The organism is Microbulbifer discodermiae (assembly GCF_040742695.1).
Lineage (GTDB): Bacteria > Pseudomonadota > Gammaproteobacteria > Pseudomonadales > Cellvibrionaceae > Microbulbifer.
Genome location: NZ_JBFLAB010000011.1, coordinates 58,846 through 76,257, shown reverse-complemented (window position 1 = coordinate 76,257; position 17,412 = coordinate 58,846). Strand labels below are relative to the sequence as shown.

General features: G+C 63.0%; 15 protein-coding genes. 9 read left to right on the top strand and 6 right to left on the bottom strand.

The genetic code is table 11. The features are described from left to right. Positions 1 to 21: 21 nt before the first annotated feature. Complete coding sequence (gene malT, locus AB1S50_RS06195) at positions 22 to 2,742, bottom strand: HTH-type transcriptional regulator MalT (protein ID WP_367149650.1); 2,721 nt, start codon at positions 2,740 to 2,742, stop codon at positions 22 to 24. Between the two features lie 223 nt (positions 2,743 to 2,965). On the opposite strand from malT, the gene AB1S50_RS06190 reads away from it, so the two are divergent. From AB1S50_RS06190 to AB1S50_RS06160, 7 genes are all read left to right on the top strand, one after another. Further along, positions 2,966 to 3,862: a hypothetical protein gene (locus AB1S50_RS06190; RefSeq protein ID WP_367149649.1), complete on the top strand. Its 897-nt coding sequence runs from the start codon at positions 2,966 to 2,968 to the stop codon at positions 3,860 to 3,862. Between the two features lie 120 nt (positions 3,863 to 3,982). Next, positions 3,983 to 4,633 carry an MBL fold metallo-hydrolase gene (locus AB1S50_RS06185; RefSeq protein WP_367149648.1) on the top strand — a complete coding sequence of 217 codons (651 nt, stop codon included), beginning with the start codon at positions 3,983 to 3,985 and terminating at the stop codon, positions 4,631 to 4,633. A gap of 45 nt (positions 4,634 to 4,678) precedes the next feature. Continuing rightward, complete coding sequence (locus tag AB1S50_RS06180) at positions 4,679 to 5,107, top strand: hotdog fold thioesterase (protein ID WP_367149646.1); 429 nt, start codon at positions 4,679 to 4,681, stop codon at positions 5,105 to 5,107. Next, on the top strand, positions 5,107 to 5,814 hold the full coding sequence (locus AB1S50_RS06175) for a M48 family metallopeptidase (protein ID WP_367149645.1): 708 nt from the start codon (positions 5,107 to 5,109) through the stop codon (positions 5,812 to 5,814). Before AB1S50_RS06180 ends, AB1S50_RS06175 begins: the two co-directional genes overlap by 1 nt. A gap of 255 nt (positions 5,815 to 6,069) precedes the next feature. Beyond that, a complete protein-coding gene (locus AB1S50_RS06170) occupies positions 6,070 to 6,438 on the top strand; it encodes a DUF2750 domain-containing protein (RefSeq protein ID WP_367149644.1) in 369 nt (122 codons plus the stop codon). Positions 6,439 to 6,490: 52 nt separating this feature from the next. Continuing rightward, a complete protein-coding gene (locus AB1S50_RS06165; RefSeq protein WP_367149642.1) occupies positions 6,491 to 6,883 on the top strand; it encodes a VOC family protein in 393 nt (130 codons plus the stop codon). Between the two features lie 5 nt (positions 6,884 to 6,888). Beyond that, entirely contained in the window at positions 6,889 to 7,818 is a 930-nt protein-coding gene (locus tag AB1S50_RS06160) for an SDR family oxidoreductase (RefSeq protein ID WP_367149641.1), read from the top strand. Between the two features lie 29 nt (positions 7,819 to 7,847). On the opposite strand, the gene mnmH is transcribed toward AB1S50_RS06160, so the two are convergent. Further along, entirely contained in the window at positions 7,848 to 8,930 is a 1,083-nt protein-coding gene (gene mnmH / locus AB1S50_RS06155; RefSeq protein WP_367149640.1) for a tRNA 2-selenouridine(34) synthase MnmH, read from the bottom strand. Between the two features lie 85 nt (positions 8,931 to 9,015). Between mnmH and AB1S50_RS06150 the strand changes: the two genes are divergently transcribed. Further along, a complete protein-coding gene (locus tag AB1S50_RS06150) occupies positions 9,016 to 10,899 on the top strand; it encodes an SLC13 family permease (protein ID WP_367149639.1) in 1,884 nt (627 codons plus the stop codon). Positions 10,900 to 10,918: 19 nt separating this feature from the next. Here AB1S50_RS06150 and AB1S50_RS06145 read toward each other — a convergent pair whose 3' ends face one another. Then, positions 10,919 to 11,365, bottom strand: a complete 447-nt coding sequence (locus AB1S50_RS06145; RefSeq protein ID WP_367149638.1) for a CBS domain-containing protein — start codon at positions 11,363 to 11,365, stop codon at positions 10,919 to 10,921. Positions 11,366 to 12,038: 673 nt separating this feature from the next. Between AB1S50_RS06145 and AB1S50_RS06140 the strand changes: the two genes are divergently transcribed. Then, positions 12,039 to 12,509, top strand: coding sequence for a hypothetical protein (locus AB1S50_RS06140; RefSeq protein WP_367149637.1), 471 nt, complete (start codon positions 12,039 to 12,041; stop codon positions 12,507 to 12,509). 286 nt (positions 12,510 to 12,795) lie between these two features. Here AB1S50_RS06140 and cobB read toward each other — a convergent pair whose 3' ends face one another. The 3 genes from cobB to selD form a co-directional block, all read right to left on the bottom strand. After that, a complete protein-coding gene (gene cobB, locus AB1S50_RS06135; protein ID WP_367149636.1) occupies positions 12,796 to 13,512 on the bottom strand; it encodes a Sir2 family NAD+-dependent deacetylase in 717 nt (238 codons plus the stop codon). A 71-nt stretch (positions 13,513 to 13,583) separates the two neighbouring features. After that, the gene (locus tag AB1S50_RS06130; RefSeq protein WP_367149635.1) at positions 13,584 to 14,891 is read right to left on the bottom strand and encodes an NAD(P)/FAD-dependent oxidoreductase; all 1,308 of its coding nucleotides are present in this window, start codon (positions 14,889 to 14,891) and stop codon (positions 13,584 to 13,586) included. 134 nt (positions 14,892 to 15,025) lie between these two features. Then, positions 15,026 to 17,341, bottom strand: a complete 2,316-nt coding sequence (gene selD, locus AB1S50_RS06125) for a selenide, water dikinase SelD (protein WP_367149634.1) — start codon at positions 17,339 to 17,341, stop codon at positions 15,026 to 15,028. Positions 17,342 to 17,412 lie beyond the last annotated feature (71 nt).

The window sequence follows — 17,412 nt, the reverse complement described above, 5'->3', positions numbered from 1 at the left end:
TGGGTGGGGGAGGAGAGGGCATCAATCCAGAGGCCGGTCCTGGATCGAGCGCAACATCTGTTCCGCCAGGGCTATGGCCTCCTGCCGGTCCTTGACGTCCAGCTTTTGGTAGAGGCTGCGAATGTGGGTCTTGATGGTACTCGGTGCCACTTTGAAATGACGGGCGATGCGCTCGTTTGACAGCCCGGAGTGGATGGCATTCAACACCTGCCACTCCCGCGGAGTCAGCGGGGAGTGGCGCAGAAAGTCGGGTACTGCGTCGCTGTCGAGTATCTCGCGGATAATGGTTTCATCCAGCTCGATACGGATACCGCCGTCCAGCTCCGGCTGCTGTTGCGCCAGGCGGATCAGCCCCTGGGCCTTGTCGCGCTGCGCATCGCTGAGATCCCGGTCCGGCAGCGCTTTCAGGATGACGATCAGGGGCTTGCCCAGCTGCAGGAAACTGGCGGTAAAGTCCCGCTCCACGGCGATGCCCAGCGCCTCGCGCATGGCTTCCAAAGCGTTATCGCGCTGCCCGCGCAGCCACAGCAGCTGCGCTTCCAGCACAAGGTTGCGCAAACCGTCCGTGACCAGTCCACACTCGCTCGCCATCTGCTGCAGGCGGCTCAGCAGCCGGTTGGCATCGGACCAGCGGTGGAGCTCGATCAGGGCGCGCACATGGTTGCGCCCGTGGCACTGTTCGAAGTGGTTGCTGGGGCGGTCGGACACCGGCTGCGTCTGTTCCAGCCAGGCGGCGATGTCGGCCTGCTGGCCCAGGACGCGCCAAACGCGGATTCGCACGGCGTCCGCGTTGGCGACCCAGTCGCGATGATAGCGCTCGCCCGCCAGCAACCGGTCGATACGCGCCAGCCACTCCAGGGACTCGCCGCGCTCGCCCCGGGCAGCCGCCACCTTCAGCAGGGTGGTGTATTCCGGCAGCAGCCAGCGCTCCCCTACCTTGCGGTTGATCTGCATACCGCGGCGGGCGGAATTGGCGGCCGCGTCCAGGTCGCATCTCTCCCACTCCAGCAGGCTGCGTAGCCGGTAGATAAATTCCGAGATCGGCAGGCTGCCCAGCCGCTGGTCTTCCACCAGCTGGTGGGCGCGTCGCTGCAGTCCGGCGGCCTTTTTCCACAGGCCCTGGGCGATGGCGATCTCGGCCTGCTGGCAGATGGCCCAGGCGGCGCTGGGGTAATCCTGTTCCGCTACTGCCAGTGCCTCCACTTCGAGCAGGTGGGTGTTGGCGGTCTCCACCTCGCCCAGGCAAAAACCGGTTTCGCCGGTGACTAACAGGGCGGCGATACGCTCGCCGAGCTGCTCCGGCCGCAGCAAGCCCAGGGCCTCCTGGGCGTATTCCTTTGCCTGCAGAGTCTGGCCGCGGGCCACGGCAGTCTGGGCGCGCATGGTGGCGAAGGCGCCCTCGAAGTCGCGCCACTGTTCTGGGTCCTCCCGCTGCAACCAGCTCTCGGCGGCGGCGAGGAATTTTTCGCACTGGGGGTATTCGAAATTGTCCCTGGCCATCTTGGCGGCCAGCAGGGTAAAGCGGGCGCTGCGCTGCAATTCGCCGGGCCCCAGCCAGCGCAGACAGTCGCTGAGCAGGCGTGTCTGCCCCTCGCGCAGAAACTGTTCGCCACGCTCGCTCAGGAGTCGCTGCAGTCGCTCGCCATCCTCCGCCGCGCGGGCGTGGCGCAGCGCTTCCAGGGGCTGGTGCAGCTGCAGCCAGGTGTCGCTGGCGCGGCGGTGCAGATCCTGCACGCGGCTCGCGTCGGTGAGCTGGCGCTGCAGGAAGCGGGCGAAGACCGGATGGTAGCGGAACCACTGGCGGCTGGAGTCCTGAGCCTGCAGAAAGAGACCCCGCTGAGCGGCCTGTTCCAGCAGCAGCTGTCCGCCGCTCTGGCCGCTGAGCGCCTGAGCCAATTCAGCGTTGATCCGGGTGAGAATCGAGGTACAGGCGAGCAGTTCGCGCAATTCCGGTTCGAGTCGTTCCAGCACTTCCTCGGCCAGGTAGTCGAGGATATGGCTATGCCCCTGCTCCAGCTCGCCCAGGTAGCGATCCACCGCCTGGCGGTCGCGCACGGACAGGGCGAACAGCTGTACCGCCGGCGGCCAGCCCTCGCTCAATTGCAACAGCTGTTCGACGCGATCGCTTTCCAGTGTGAATGGCAGGCGTTGCCGCAGCAGCTGTGCAATCTCCCCGCTGTTGAGCGCCAGTTCGGCGCTGTCCAGTTCCAGCAGGCGCCCCTGCACCCGCAGCGCGGCCAGGCCCAGCGGCGGCTGGCTGCGACTGGTGAGGGCGATGCCCACGCCGGCAGGGGCGTGTCGCAGCAGGAAGCGGGTGGCGCTGTGTACTTTGTCGTTGTCGATATGGTGATAATCGTCCAGCACTATGCGCAATTCACTGGGCAGGCTGCGCAGCTCCGCCAGCAGCTGGCTGATCATCAGCGCTGGGTCTGGACGCTGCTGTGCAGCGAGCAGGGCGTGGGTCTCGGGTACGCCATTGCCGGTGGCCCTGTGCACACTCTCCACCAGGTAGCGGCAGAACTGGCGGGGGTCATTGTCGCTGGCATCCAGGGAGAACCAGGCGATCGGGGATTCCAGGCCCGCCGCCCAGGAGGAGATCAGCGTGGTTTTACCGTACCCGGCGGGTGCCGTGACCATCAGCAACTGGTCAGCGGAGGTTTCCCTCAACCGCGACAGCAGGCGGGGTCTTTCCAGCGTGTGTTCGGGGCAGTCGGGCAGGCTGTATTTCGAGGTCAGTAACATCGCTCAGCGCGGATCGCTCGCATGGATTGAAGTGGTGGCCACATTATGCACCAAGAAACCGGCTTGGCTATTACTGCCGCCCACCCCGGGGTGCGTGACCGCTCGCTTTTCAACTGTCGGTGTAAGTGTTACTTTCACTCGATTCAGCGGTGCCGGCTTTCTAACAATAACGAAAGGCACTGAACGGTCTTCCTCAGTGCCACAATATCTATCAGGGGCGAATATGGCCGATATAGTCATCCTGGCGGCACAGGGTATGGGTGCGGTGGACGAGAACGTTGCCGAACCTCTGTTTACCGCACTGCGGCAGGGTCTTGGGGATGAGGACTGGTCGCGCTTGTACTGCGGCAGCATTCTGTGCAAGGGACATCTGCAAAACAATATCGAGCGGGTGGGCGAGGCGATGCAAAAGCGCGATATGGATTTCATACGCGCGCGCAAATTCCTGCTCCACGGTATGGCCGAAAGCGCCGCGCAGCTGCAGGATATACAGCAGCGCGGCGGCAACTACGACAAGGGCCAGCAGGCGATCTACGCCGGTTTGGAGAAGGCCGCTGCCGCGGCGGGCGACCAGGCGCCGGTGATCCTGCTGACCCATTCAGTGGGTTGCGTGAACCTGTCCAACTACCTCTGGGACGCACAGCGCCCCACCGTCAACCATGGCATCTGGCGCGACGGCGGCCCGCGGGGCGTGCACAAGGGGTCGGGGCGGGATCTGTTCCTGCGCTTCAAAACTCTCAGCCATTGGTACACCCTGGGGCCCACCAATCCGCTGTGGTGCGCGGGCCTGCCGCGGGACCAGATCCAGGCGGTCACTGCGGATACCCGCGGTTATCATTTCCGCTGGAAGAATTTCTATCACCCGGACGACCCATTCGGCTGGCCGCTAAAGCCGTTGAGCCCGTCGTACAACCAGGCAGTTTATCGCGACTACGAGACCCGGCCCTTGTCCGATTGGAGCGGCGGCCACTGGGGGCCGCAATGGACTGCCCACGCTGGCTACTGGGACAGTGCACTGGTACAGCAGGCGCTGTTGGAGGACCTGCGCCAGTTGTTAAAAAAGGCCGGCGACAGCGGCCGCTCCTCGCGCAGGGCTGGAGTTGTAGAGGCGGTAGTATAATATTGTCGCGCATATTTTCCGGTTAGCAGGTTGCTGCAAGGCTTCTCTGGCTTTTAAGCCCGGATTTGCGGCCTATGTCCGCAAGCTCTCCACAACAAATCAAGCAGTTACAGGCTCTAGATGGCTCTTCAATTTCACACGGTTCCGGTTACCCCGTTTCAGCAGAACTGTACCCTGTTGTGGTGTGAGGACACCAAGCGCGCAGCGGTGGTGGACCCCGGCGGCGATGTCGAGCGGATTCTCGCCGCGGTGGCGGAGCGCGGACTGAAGCTGGAAAAAATTCTGCTCACACACGGCCACCTGGACCATGTGGGTGGCACAGTGGAACTGGTGAAACAGTTGCAATTGCCTGTGGAAGGGCCCCACAAGGAAGATGCTTTTTGGATCGAGCAGTTGCCTTTACAGGCACAGATGTTCGGATTTCCCGCAGTGGAGGCGTTTACACCGGACCGCTGGCTGCAACAGGGCGACACAGTGACCCTGGGGGACGAGACATTGGAGGTCCATCACTGCCCCGGCCATACCCCGGGGCATGTGGTTTTCTTTTACCCACCGGGCAAGCTGGCGCTGGTGGGGGACGTATTGTTTGCCGGTTCCATCGGCCGCACGGATTTCCCCCGCGGTGACCAGGATACCCTGATCCGCTCCATTACCGAGCGGCTGTGGCCACTGGGGGATGCGGTGCGCTTTATTCCCGGCCACGGTCCCATGTCCACTTTTGGCCAGGAGCGTCGCAGCAACCCCTTCGTGGCGGACAAGCGCTTCGGCTGAGAAGGGTGATGGGTGCGGCGGCAACCACAAGGAGCCTCTGTAGAAATGGCAATCTGGAAGAGTCGGGCTTCCCTTGAGGAACTGAACCTGTTGGTCGCCGATGTGATGCCCGGCCTGCTGGGCATGGTATTTACCGAGTTGGGTGACGGACACCTCACGGCCACTATGCCGGTGGACCGGCGCACCCGTCAGCCCCAGGGGATTCTGCACGGTGGCGCCAGCGTGGTGTTGGCGGAAACCCTGGGCTCCGTTGCCGCCAACCTGGTGGTGGACGCCGCGAGCTTTTATTGCGTCGGTCAGGAAATCAATGCCAATCACCTGCGCCCGGTGGCGGAGGGATTGGTGACGGGCACGGCCAGGCCGGTGCATATAGGGCGCAGCAGCCAGGTGTGGGAGATTCATATCAGCGACCCCCGTGGAAAGCTCTGCTGTATCTCCCGCATCACCATGGCGGTGGTGGCCTACCAGCGGTGATGAGCGAAGCGCAGCGGTTTACGTTTGCAGGCATACCCTATCGGCTGGTCCGTTCGACCCGGCGCAAACGGTTGGGTTTGGTAATGGCGGCGACAGGTGTGGAGGTGCGCATTCCGCAACGCTGCGCCGAGCGCCACGGACACCAGTTTTTGCGCGACAATATCCAGTGGGTGCGCGCCCAGCTTGTACGCGCCGATGAGCGCGCGCGGGAAATCCCCTCCTATCTCTACCAGTTGGGTGAAACTATTCCCTGGCTGGGGCGTGCACACCGTTTGCAGCGCGCTGCAGACCCCGCCGACAGCGGAGTGAAAGACGGCGTCCTGGCGGTGTTCACCCGGGCGCGGAAACCGGATGCCGCCCAGCTGCGCCCGGCCCTGCACCGGTTGTTGAAGCGCGAGGCGCTGGCGCTGCTGACACACAAGTCGCAGGAGCTGGCGGCCCTCACGGGGGCGCAGTTTTGCGCGGTGAAAGTGCGGCGCACCAAGACCAAATGGGGTCATTGCAGCCTGGGCGGCGAACTGCAATACAACTGGCTGGTGTGCCTGGCCCCGGAGGCGGTGGTGGATTATCTGGTGGCACACGAGGTCAGTCACCTGCACCATCACAACCACAGCCGCGCCTTCTGGCGGCAGGTGGAGAGTGTCTGCCCAGATTACCGCGAACTGCGGCGCTGGCTGCGCGACAATGGCCACCGGCTGGTGGTCTAGGGAACCTCTGATTAAGTCAGTACTGTCTCAGCGGAGCCTGTGGCACCGCTTGGCAAGGCGCTGCGCGAAGGTCAAGGCTGGTTGTCCTTGACGAGCGGAGCAACAAGGTCCAAGTGGCGCCACAGGCTCCGCTGAGACAGTACTGACTTAATCAGAGGTTCCCTAGGGCCTGTGGCACCGTTTAAAGCTGCTGAGCCCTTACCCAGTGGCGCCGATCTGACGTACACTGCGAAAAACTCCCGAGGTCCCGGTGCCATGCAAGTCGAGCCCCTGACAGACGATTTCGAAGCCAACTGCGCGCGCTTTCTACCGGAGGCGACCGCCCAGGGCTGTGTCTGGGCACTGCAGGGGGAGGAGGGATTCGCGCTGTGCGAATCCGAGCGACATCCGCAAACCGATGTCATGCCCTTCTGGTCCCTGCAGGCTTTTGCCGAGGTGCACGCGGGTGGCGAATGGAGTGGCTACCAACCGGTTGCCATAGCCCTGGAGGAATTCATGGACGACTGGCTGACGGGTATGCACGAGGATGTCCTGCTGGTGGGTATCAACTGGAACGGCGCCCTGGAGGGTGTGGAGCTGGAGCCGCTGGACCTGCTGGAACAGCTGGAGCAGGCGCTGTCCTGAGTGGGAGCCTCCCCGAGCGGGGGGAGAAAACAACAAGGCACGAGGTCTCGGGATGGGACAGTTTCTCGGTTTGCGCACGGTGATTTACGGTGTCACGCGGATCGCCGACGCCAGGGCCTGGTACTGCGAATTGCTGCAGCAGGAGCCCTATTTTGACTCTGAGTGTTATGTCGGCTTCAACGTCGGTGGCTATGAGCTGGGGCTGAATCCGGACGCTCGCAGCGCCACCAGCCGCGCGGATGGCGTAGTCGCCTATTGGGGTGTCAGCGATATGGCCGCCCAGGTCGAGCGTATCAGCGCCCTGGGGGCCAGGCAGCACAGCGAGGTGGTGGACGTGGGGGATGGCATTCTGATGGCGACTTTCCTCGATCCGGACGGCAATATCTTCGGGATCATAGAGAACCCTCATTTCCAACCGGGGGTAGGCGAGACACAACCGGAGTAGTTTCTGTGAGCAAGGCACCGGCGTCCAGATTTCGCCCGTCCGATCACCAGTTTGCCGCCGACAGCCTGGCGCAGATAGGGCGGGGCTATGTGGTGCCGGATAGGGTCGCACTGATCACCGGCTGCTCCAGCGGCATCGGGCGCGAACTCGCACTGGCCCTGCACCGCCGCGGCACCATAGTGATCGCCACTGCGCGGCGCCCGGAGAGCCTGCAGGAACTGGCGGACCTGGGCATTGCCACCGAGGCGCTGGATGTGAATTCACCGGCCGATATCAGTCGGGTGGTGCACGCCCTCCGGGCCGCCTACGGCCGTCTCGATATCCTCATCAACAACGCTGGCTACGGACAGATGGGGCCGCTGCTGGAGTTGGATACCCGCACCTTCGAACACCAGTTCCACACCAATGTTTTTGCACCCATGGCGCTGATCCGCGCCTGTACGCCGCTGATGCGCTTGGCGCGGCGCGGCATCATCTGCAATATCGGTTCCGTGTCCGGCGTGATGCCGACCCCTTTCTCCGGCGCCTACAGCGCCTCCAAGGCGGCGCTGCACTGTCTCTCGGATGTGCTGCGGCTGGAGCTGAAACCTTTCGGGATACGGGTGATGACGGTTCAGCCGGGCGCCATAGCGTCGGAGTTCGGCCGCCATGCGGAAGTGTCCCTGCGCGGTTTGCTGGCGCCGGACTCCTGGTACAAACGCCAGGAAGAGGCGGTGCGCGCGCGCGCCCAGCTGTCGCAGCAGGACGCCACCCTGGCCAGTACTCTGGCGCGCAGGCTGGTGAGCGAGCTGCTGCGCAAGCGCCCCCCGGCAGTGGTGCGGCTGGGGAACAAAAGCCGCCTGTTGCCGTGGATGGTGCGCTGGCTGCCGCGGGGCCTGCGGGACTGGATCATGGCGCGGCGCTTTGGGTTAAACCGCAGCGCGGCCAGCCCCTAGCAGGCCATTTTAATGTCAACAGGCCCTGGCTAGGAGCCTGTCACCAGCCACTGGGCCACTTCATCGAAGTCGCCGCGAAACAGAATTTCCCCGGGCCGCTTCTGCATCAGGTAGTCGTAGGCGCCATCGTAGTAGTCCGTCAGCAGCGCCATCACCAGCGGGATAAAGGCTTCGGTGGTGCCGTTTTCACGCAGCTCCCGGTTGGCGTCCTGCAACTGGGCGTCCAGCTGCCGGTGGCGCAGGTCGCCGAGGCGCTTGCGAATCCGGCCCAGGCTCTCTCTCAGTTCCTCTCCCAGGGCCAGCTCGGGGCCCTGATCGGCATCCGCAAAACGCTCCAGGGCGTCGGCGACGTAATCGCGGACTATGCGCCGCGCGCGTTTTTCCACCGACTCCAGCACCAGCACCCTGGGCGCCGCCGCCATGGCCTGCTGCAATACCGGCGGCAGTGCGCAGCGGCCGATCAGGCGGCTCTCGTCCTCGACAAAGACAGGTCCTCTGCCCTGCGCGAGTTTCAGCAGGTCGATGCTGACCCGGTTTTCAAAATCGATCTGAGCCGGTTGCGCATGTCGGGTGCGGCCAAAACTGGAGCCACGGTGGTGGGCTATGCCCTCCAGATCCAGTGCGCGGCCGGCGCGCCGGATCAAATCCGTCTTGCCGCTGCCGGTGTGGCCGCCAATCACCACCAGCGGTAACCCGGCGCAATGTGCTTCCAGCTGTTGCAGCAGAAAGGCGCGCATGGCCTTGTAACCACCCTTCACCAGCGGCATTTCGATACCGCTCTGCCGCAGCAGTTGCTGGGCGGTGCGCGAGCGCAGACCGCCGCGGAAACAGTAGAGGTGAGCAGCCCGATGGCGGGCTGCGAAGGCGCGCCACTGCGCCAGCCGCTGCGCCAACACCTCCTCGGTGGCCAGCTTCCAGCCCAGCGCCACCGCCGCCGCCTGGCCGGCGCGCCGGTACTCGGTACCCACCAGCTCGCGCTGCCGGTCGTCCAGCAACGGCAGGTTGCGTGCCTGGGGAAAGGCGCCGCGCGCGAATTCCACCGGCGCACGCACGTCCATCAGCGGAGTATCGTCGAGAAAAAGCTGTCGATAGTCAGCCGTGTTCTGGCACAAATTACACCTCCCAATTTCCCCCGCCAGTGTAACCTGAATGAATGGGTTTCTCTCCTGTCACCGGCGTGGGTAAGAAGTGCCGCTTATGACCGCAGCTCAACTGATCATCCTGGTGATTCTCGCTGTTACCGTGGCCCTCTTCATCTGGGGGGCCTGGCGGCACGATATGGTGGCCCTGGCATCCCTGCTCGCCTGTGTCTTTACCGGCCTGATCGATCCGCAGGACGCGTTTGCCGGTTTTGCCCACCCGGCGGTGGTTACCGTGGCCTGTGTACTGGTGCTCAGCCGCGGCCTGCAGGGCACCGGGGCACTGGATGCGCTGGCCCAGCGGATGATTCCCAGCGGTGGCGGCAAGGTGCTGGCGATCGGTGCGCTCACCGGCGTGGGAGCGTTGCTATCGGGATTTATGAATAATGTCGGTGCCCTGGCGCTGCTGATGCCGGTGGCCGCGGATGTGGCGGAGAAGCATGAATTGCCGCCCGGCAAAGTGCTGATGCCCCTTTCCTTTGGGACCATCCTCGGCGGTATGACCACTCTCATCGGTACGCCGCCAAACCTCATAGTGTCCGGGTTTCGAGCCACCGCCGGGGTCGGCAGCTACGGCATGTTCGACTTCACGCCGGTGGGGCTGGTGGTGGCTATGGTGGGGGTGCTGTTCGTGTGCCTGATCGGCTGGCGGCTGGTGCCGGCACGGGGTCAGGTGGGTGCCGCCACTTTTGATACCGGCACCTACCTTACCGAGGCATTGGTGGGGGAGAAGAGTGCCGCCGCGGGCAAAACGGTGTGGGAGATCACCCGCCTGCTGGTGGAGGAGGACGCGCAGGTGGTCGGTATAGTGCGCAACGACGCGCGGGTTGCCGCCGCCCGCGCGGGGCAGCGTGTCAACGCCGGTGATATTCTCGTGATCGAAGCGGAGCCGGAGGCGCTCTCATCGGTTATATCGAGCCTTGGTTTAACCCTGGCCGGGGGGCCGGCCCAGGGCGATGCGCAAAAGGGGGCGCGGGAGGCGGAGGCCAGGGGCAGTGCGGGGAAGTCCGTCGCAGCGAACGCCGACGGGAAAACAAGCGGCGCGACCAAGCGCGGCAAGGAAAGGGACAGAGCGACCGGTGGCGAAGAGGTACAGTTGCGGGAACTGGTGGTGATGCCGGATTCGTCCCTGATCGGCCGAACCGTCCAGCACCTCCACCTGCCCAGTCATTACGAAGTCAATTTGCTCGCCCTGTCCCGCCAGGGGCGGCGCACTGTGCGGCGACTGCGTTCCACACCGCTGCTGGCCGGGGACGCGCTGCTGATGATGGGCACCGACGACGACATCAATACGTTGGCCGCCGACAAGGGCTGTGTGCCGCTGGCGTTTCGCGATATCAGTATCCCCAACAAGGAAAAGGCGGCGGTGGCACTGGTGGCGATGGCCCTGGCGGTGGCGGGGGCCACCTTCGGCCTGCTGCCTGCCGCCATCTCCTTCGCCACCTGTGTACTGGCTTTCATGGCCCTGAAAGTGGTGCCCTGGCGGGGTGTCTACGACGCCATCGACGGCTCTGTGCTGGTCCTTTTGGGTGCGCTGATCACGGTGGCGCAGGCGATGGAGACCACCGGCGCCGCGGACCTGGTGGCCCGGGGCCTGCTGGATACCCTGGCTCAGGGAGAGCCGCTGGTGGCGCTGGTACTGATTCTGGTGATCACTATGACCCTGTCGGATTTTATGAACAACGCCGCCACGGCAGCGGTGATGTGTTCCATCGCCATCGGTGTCGCGGAGCAGCTACAGGCGAATCCGGACAGTTTCCTGATGGCGGTGGCCATAGGCGCCTCCTGTGCGTTTCTGACCCCGGTGGGGCACCAGAACAATATGTTGATACTGGGTCTGGGGGGATTCCGTTTCGGCGATTACTGGCGCATGGGCCTGCCGCTGGAAATTCTGGTGGTGCTGGTCAGCGTGCCCATGCTGTTGTGGGTGTGGCCGCTGTAACTGCGGCCGGCGCCAGCTGTCAGGCGACGGAGTCGTCCACCGGTTGCGCCAGCTCGGCGAGATAGTTGCCACAAAAACGCAGGGCGTCGGTGACTGTGACAATGCCCGCCAGGTCGCCCTCGCGCATCACCAGGACCGAGCCAATACCGGTATCGGCCATCGCCAGCAGTATGCGGTCCAGGGGGTCGTGAATGTCGGCTATGTAGGGGCGTCGCGCACAGAGGTCGGAGACATAGAGTTGCTGTTCCTCCAGCCGGTGACCGGGGGAGCTGGCCCGCTCGATATTGTTGCGGGATATGACCGTTTCCAAGTCGCCGTCGCGGGTCACCGGCAGATGGTGCACATTGTGTTCTTCCATCAGCGCCAGCGCCGACTCCGCAGTGGCGTTAATATCGATATGGTAGGGAAACGGCGTCATTAGTGCCGCCAGGGTCGGAATATGGTGCATATCTCGCTTTCTGGACATGGCATCTGGAGCTGTTGTGGTTCGAATTGAAGCTTAGGTCAGTAATGGCGTTCGACCAAGCTTCAAATATCACATGTATATCACAGGTGTCACATATCCCCTTATCAAATGGTAATTGCCGGCTACAATAGTGTCATTAGCGGTTGATATCTGACGCAAAGCCCTTATTATGCGCAACGACGACCAGGGGAATTTACTTGCAGTCGGTCGTGGTGCCTTGAATGTTTTGCGTAAGGCGACTCCAAACTCCGGAAAGCGAAGTAACGGTATTGCAAAGGCTCATGTGGTTATATCAGTGCCGTTAATTCCACTGACAGTTTAATTAGGATGATACCCGTATAGCCATTGCACATTGCAATCGCGACGTCAATACGGTTTTGTCCGCAATGACAATAGCTGTTAATCCGGGGATCAAATAAGTCGTATATGACTTATCTGATGATCGCTCTTGAAATACCGGCGTAATCCTGAGGATTTGCCTGTATTTCAGGGGTCAGCCGGCATTTGGCTGGTTGTGGCACCGCCCTGTGCCGCGTTGATCCGACGAGTGGTTTGTTTGTCGGGTCAATAACCCGGGCAAATGTTCGTTATTACGAATAGCCGGGCCGCAGTCAGGTGGTGCCCGGAATTTATACTTAATTATCAAAATTATGGTCCCAATGAGGTTGTTTTAATGTTTCAAGAGTACGATCAGATCGAGATGCAGATTGCTGAACACCAGGCAAAGATCGAGGAATTGCAGGAGCAAAAGGCCCTGGCGGAACACAGGAAGGCGGGTGTGATCGCTTTTGATAAAGCACTGGTAAACCTGGCAGCCGAATACAAAATGGAGGAGGAGGAGCTATACGTCGCGCGCGGGGAGCAAATCGTTGAATGGCTGGTGGCGCAACTGGATAATGAAAACGCGCCGGATTATGTCCAGACCCTGAAGACGCGTGTGGCCCGCTCGCTTAAGAGAAGCAGCGAAACGCCCCGCCGTAAACGCGCCGCGACCGCCAAGCCGAGTGAGCCAAAACTGGAGACCGGCCACTATCGCAATCCCTATACCGGTGCCACCATCGAGAAGAAAAAGCGCAATCCCAAGCAATTGAACGAATGGATCGAGGAGCATGGTCTGGAAACTGTGCAGGAGTGGAAGATCTGAATTCCCGGGCCAGGTAGGGCAATCAAATAGATTTGTATAATTATTTTATTAATGCGGGACCCTAATAAGGTGCCGCATTAATCGGGTACCAGGATATGCCGCCGCTGAAAGGCTGGTGTAGTTGGTAACGGATTGCTTCCATTTTGCCATTTCGAAATCAAACTGCGCGCTATCAGCTCTTATAGTCTGTTTGGCACTTAGAGAAGCTCTGATTAATTCAGTACTGTCTCAGAGGAGCCTGTGGCACCGCTGGCAAGGCGCTACCTTGCCCAGCGCGACGGTTTTTCTATGGGTTGCGGGGTTCCAGTAACTGCTGGACAAATGTTTCCACCACTTCTGAGGCGGGGCCGTAGCGGTGCTCGGCGAAAGCGTCGCCCACCTCGGACTGCTCCAGGTTCAGTTCGACACTGTGGGCTCCGGCCAAGTTAGCGCATTCGACGAAACCCGCCGCCGGGTACACATTGCCGGATGTCCCTATGCTGACAAACAGGTCGCAGTGGCTCAGCGCTTCATATATCCGCTCCATTTCCAGCGGCATTTCACCAAACCAGACCACATGGGGGCGCAGGGTGCCGGCCAGCTGGCAGCATTGGCACAGGGCTTCTGTGGACAAGTCTTCCCGTAACGGAAACAGGGTGCCGCTGCTGCTGCAGCGGGCCTGCAACAGCTCCCCGTGCATATGGATCAGATTGTGACTGCCGGCGCGCTCGTGCAGGTCATCGATGTTTTGCGTGATCAGTAAAAACTCGCCGTTAAATTCCCTTTCCAGTCTTGCCAGTGCCCTGTGGGCGGGGTTGGGCGCCGTGTCCCCACACAATAGCTGCCGGCGGCGCGCATTGTAAAAACGCTGTACCAGTGCCGGGTCGCGCAGGAAGGCCTCCGGTGTGGCTACATCCTCAAGGCGGTGGTTTTCCCACAATCCGTTGGCGTCGCGAAAGGTGCGGATGCCGGACTCGGCGGAAATCCCGGCGCCGGTCAGGACCACTATCTGCTGGTATTGCATTTGCTCTCCGGGGTGCAAGGCCGGGGTGACAGAACAGCGCCCCGGCGTTGGATGGGATTCTAGCGCGCTACTCAGTGCAGTTTCAGCGGCGGCTTCACAAAGCGGTTGGCCTGGCCGATCAGGTAGATCAGCATCGCCTTGGGCCAGCCGTGTATCGCCGCCAGGTGCATACGGTAGAGGGAACGGTAGGCGAGACCCGCCAGACGCCCCTCGATGGTCAGGCTGCCCTTTACCAGCGCGCCCATCAGGTTACCCACCGCAGTGTACTTGCTGAGGGATACGAGAGAGCCGCGGTCGCGGTAGCGGAAAGGTTGCAGAGGCCGGCCTTCGATCCTGGCGATGAGATTTTTCTCCGCAGTGACCGCCATCTGCTGGGCGGATTGGGCGCGCGGTGGCACCCGCTGCGAGGCGCTGTCGATACACCCGGCACAGTCCCCGATGGCGAATATATCCGCATCGGTGGTGGAGACCAGCTCGGGGGTGACTTCTATCTGGTTGAGGCGGTTGGTGGCCAGCCCGTCCAGCTGTGAAAGGAAGTCGGCGGCTTTTACCCCCGCGGCCCAGAGACGCAGAGAGGCTGGAATGAATTCCCCCTCCGTAGTGACCAGCCCCCTGTCGTCGGCCCGCGCCACGGTGCAGCCGGTCAACACACGCACACCCAGGCGGCTCAGCTCGCGCTCGGCATTGTTGCCCAGACGCGGCGGCAGCGCCGGCAGCAAGTGGGGCCCGGCCTCGAGCAGCGTCACCTGCAGCGAACCCCGCGGGATATGTCCGTAGCGGCCGATTTGGCGCGTCGCATCCATCAGCTCCGCGGCCAGTTCCACCCCGGTGGCCCCACCGCCGACAATGGCGACTTGTATTTGCTCGGTGATGTGGGTTTCCAGCTGCAGGAACCGGTCCAGCAACTGGCGGTGGAAACGGCGCGCCTGTTCGGCACTGTCCAGAAACACACAGTGCTCCCGCACACCGGGGGTATTGAAATCGTTGCTCTGGCTGCCCAACGCCAGCACCAGCAGGTCGTAGGGGATTTCGCGGGCCGGGACCAGCTCGCGGCCATCCTCGTCCTGCACCGGCGCCAGTTCGATGGCTTTGCGTTCCCGGTGGAGTTTTTGCAGCGCGCCCAGTTCAAACCGGAAGCCGTTGCGCCGCGCGTGCACCTGGTAGTTGAGGGCGTCCAGGCTGGTGTCCAGTGCCCCGGTGGCGACCTGGTGCAGCAGGGGTTTCCAGATATGGGTGCGATTTCTGTCCACCAGGGTCACACTGGCCACCGGTGTCTGGAGGCGCCGCTTCAGCAGGGGCGAAAAGTTGAAGTAATGGCCCAGGCGGGTGGCCAGTTGCAGGCCGCCGGCGCCACCGCCGACGATCACGATATTTTTCATTGGGGTTCTCCCTGTCGATTACCTAAATCCGACTCCCACAGCGAAGATAGCGGTGCAGTTTTGCCGCCGATAACGGCCGGGCTTTCGCCCAACAGCTTTGCTCCCAGATTATCGGGGTCCGGGCCTGCCTTACCTCACCGGCTGGGGGGGTAATTGTGGGTTAGCAGCTGCCGCCAGTCGCCGCTGCGCAGTAACCGTACAGGCCGCTGGTTGGATGTGTCATCCTCCCGGTCGGCCTGGTTGATTTCAGTGACACATCCTACAATGGCGGCGCTTTCCAGTCCCGCCTGGTGCAATTCCCGCAGGCATGCCTCCGCCCCGGCCGCAGGCACCGCTGCCAGCAACCCACCGCAGGTTTGCGGGTCTATCAACAGCGCGGCCTGCGGTATGCACTGCCACTCCCGGGGGTTGGCAATGCGGTCCATGGCCTCAGCGTTCTGTGGCGCCAGGCTGGACAGCCAGCCCTGTTCGATGCAATAGGCTGCGCCTTCCAGCAGCGGCAGCCGGTCCGCAATCAGCGTCACGCGCAAATCGACCCGGTCGCCCAGCATCTCCAGCAGGTGTCCCAAGAGTCCAAAGCCGGTGACGTCGGTCATGGCGTGAGCGCTGTGGGCAGCGAAAACGCGGGCGGCCGTGTCGTTACTTTGCAGCATGGAATCGATCGCCCGGGCGACCCAGCGGCCCTGTGCCTGGCCCTGTCCCTCAGCGGCGAAAATAGTGCCGACTCCCAGGGGTTTGGTGAGAATAAGACAATCGCCAGCACGCAATCCGGTCTTCTCTACAACCCCACCCGGCTGCGCCAGTCCATTCACTGTGAAACCTAGTTGCAGATCCGTGCCTTCCGCGGAGTGGCCGCCGCTCAGGACACAGTGGTGTCGGTTGAGTTCGTACACTGCCCCCCGCAGTAACTGGTACAGGTCCCGCTGGGTGAGTTCCGCAGCGGCGGCGGGCAGGGTCACCAGTGCCTGGGCGGCAATGGGCTGAGCGTGCATTGCGAACAGGTCCGAAAGTGCGTGCAGCGCCGCCAGGCGGCCGCATAGCCAGGGGTCGCTGACCGGCGCCCGCAACTGGTCGGAACTCTGTACCAGCAGCTGGCCCGGGGGCAGCTCCATTACCGCGGCGTCATCGCCGGCTCCACGCAGCAGGTAACGCGACTGTTGCCGGGGCAGACGCCGGAGTGCAGCGGACAGAACTCCCGCCCCGATTTTCGCGCCGCAACCGTTGCAGCGCATAGCCGCCAGACTGACTCCCTCCCGCTGATCGATGCTCTGCCGGTGGCGCGGTTGAGCCGCCCCGGCGGTGGACTCACTCATCGACACCGGCAGATCGCTGAAGCGGTGCATAAATTTTTGATCGATGGCGTCTTTCCAGCGCCAGGGGAGTTCACCCGCGAACGCCAGTCCGTTGCGCACCGCGACCGCGCGCCTGCCGCCGCAGGACAGCAGGCTCAGAAAGCGCTGTTGCGGGCGGTATTGCCGCATAGGACGATTAGTGAGGGCGGCGCGCAAATTGTGAAATAACACAGGTCCCTGGCGCACAGCATAGACCCCCGCCTTGGGCAGCGGAGAGGCGGCAAAACTGGCCACATCACCGACGGCGAAAACCGTCGGCTGCCCCAGTGCGCGCAGCTGCGTATCCACCAGAACAAAGCCGCGCTGATCCAGTTCCAGTTCCGAGTTCGCCAGCCAGGCCGGCGCACCGGCCGGTGTACACAGCAGCACCTCATCCAGTTGCAGCAGCTCGCCGCTGTCGCTGACCAGGCCCTCGGCGGTGATGGCGGACACCTTCCAGTTGCGGTGGACGTGCACCCCTAGCCGGGTCATTTCCCGCGCCACCTGCCTGCGGGCCATGGGCGGATAGCCTTGCGGTATCTGTTCACCGGAGTGAATCAGGTGGACCTGCACAGCGCCGGTCTCCACAGGTTCCCGCAGTGCCCAGGCCAGGGCCATGGCCAGTTCGCAACCGCCGGCGCCGCCGCCGACGACGCCCAGGCTGGTGGGGGTGGGGTTTTCCCTCAGCCGCTGTTGAAGGCTTTGCCAGCGGGCATAGAAACGGCCGACGGGCTTGATCGGAGTGGCGTGCTCAGCGCCGGGCAGGTTCTGCACCGGCGTCGAGCCCACGTCCAGCGACAGCAGGTCGTATTCCAGCTCCGGGCGCCCCTGCAGGTGAATTCTCCTCCGCACCGGATCGATATGCTCCGCCGCCGCGCGGATAAAGCGCGCTCCCGCCGCCCGACACAGCCGCATCAGATCGATATGGGTTTGGTCGAACTCGTAGTGCCCCGCGATCAGGCCCGGCACCATGCCGGAGTAGGGCGTCTGTATCTGCGGCGAAACCAGGGTCAGGCGTGCGCCCGGCAGCGGGTTCATGGCCCACATCTGCAGCACTATGGCGTGGGCGTGTCCGCCGCCTACGAGGACCAGGTCCTGATAATTTGGGTGCGCCTGCATCAACTGTCGTCTCCGTCTGGGTTCGATCGGTTCGGCACCTGCCACAGGGGTCGCCACAAGTGCGGGTGCAT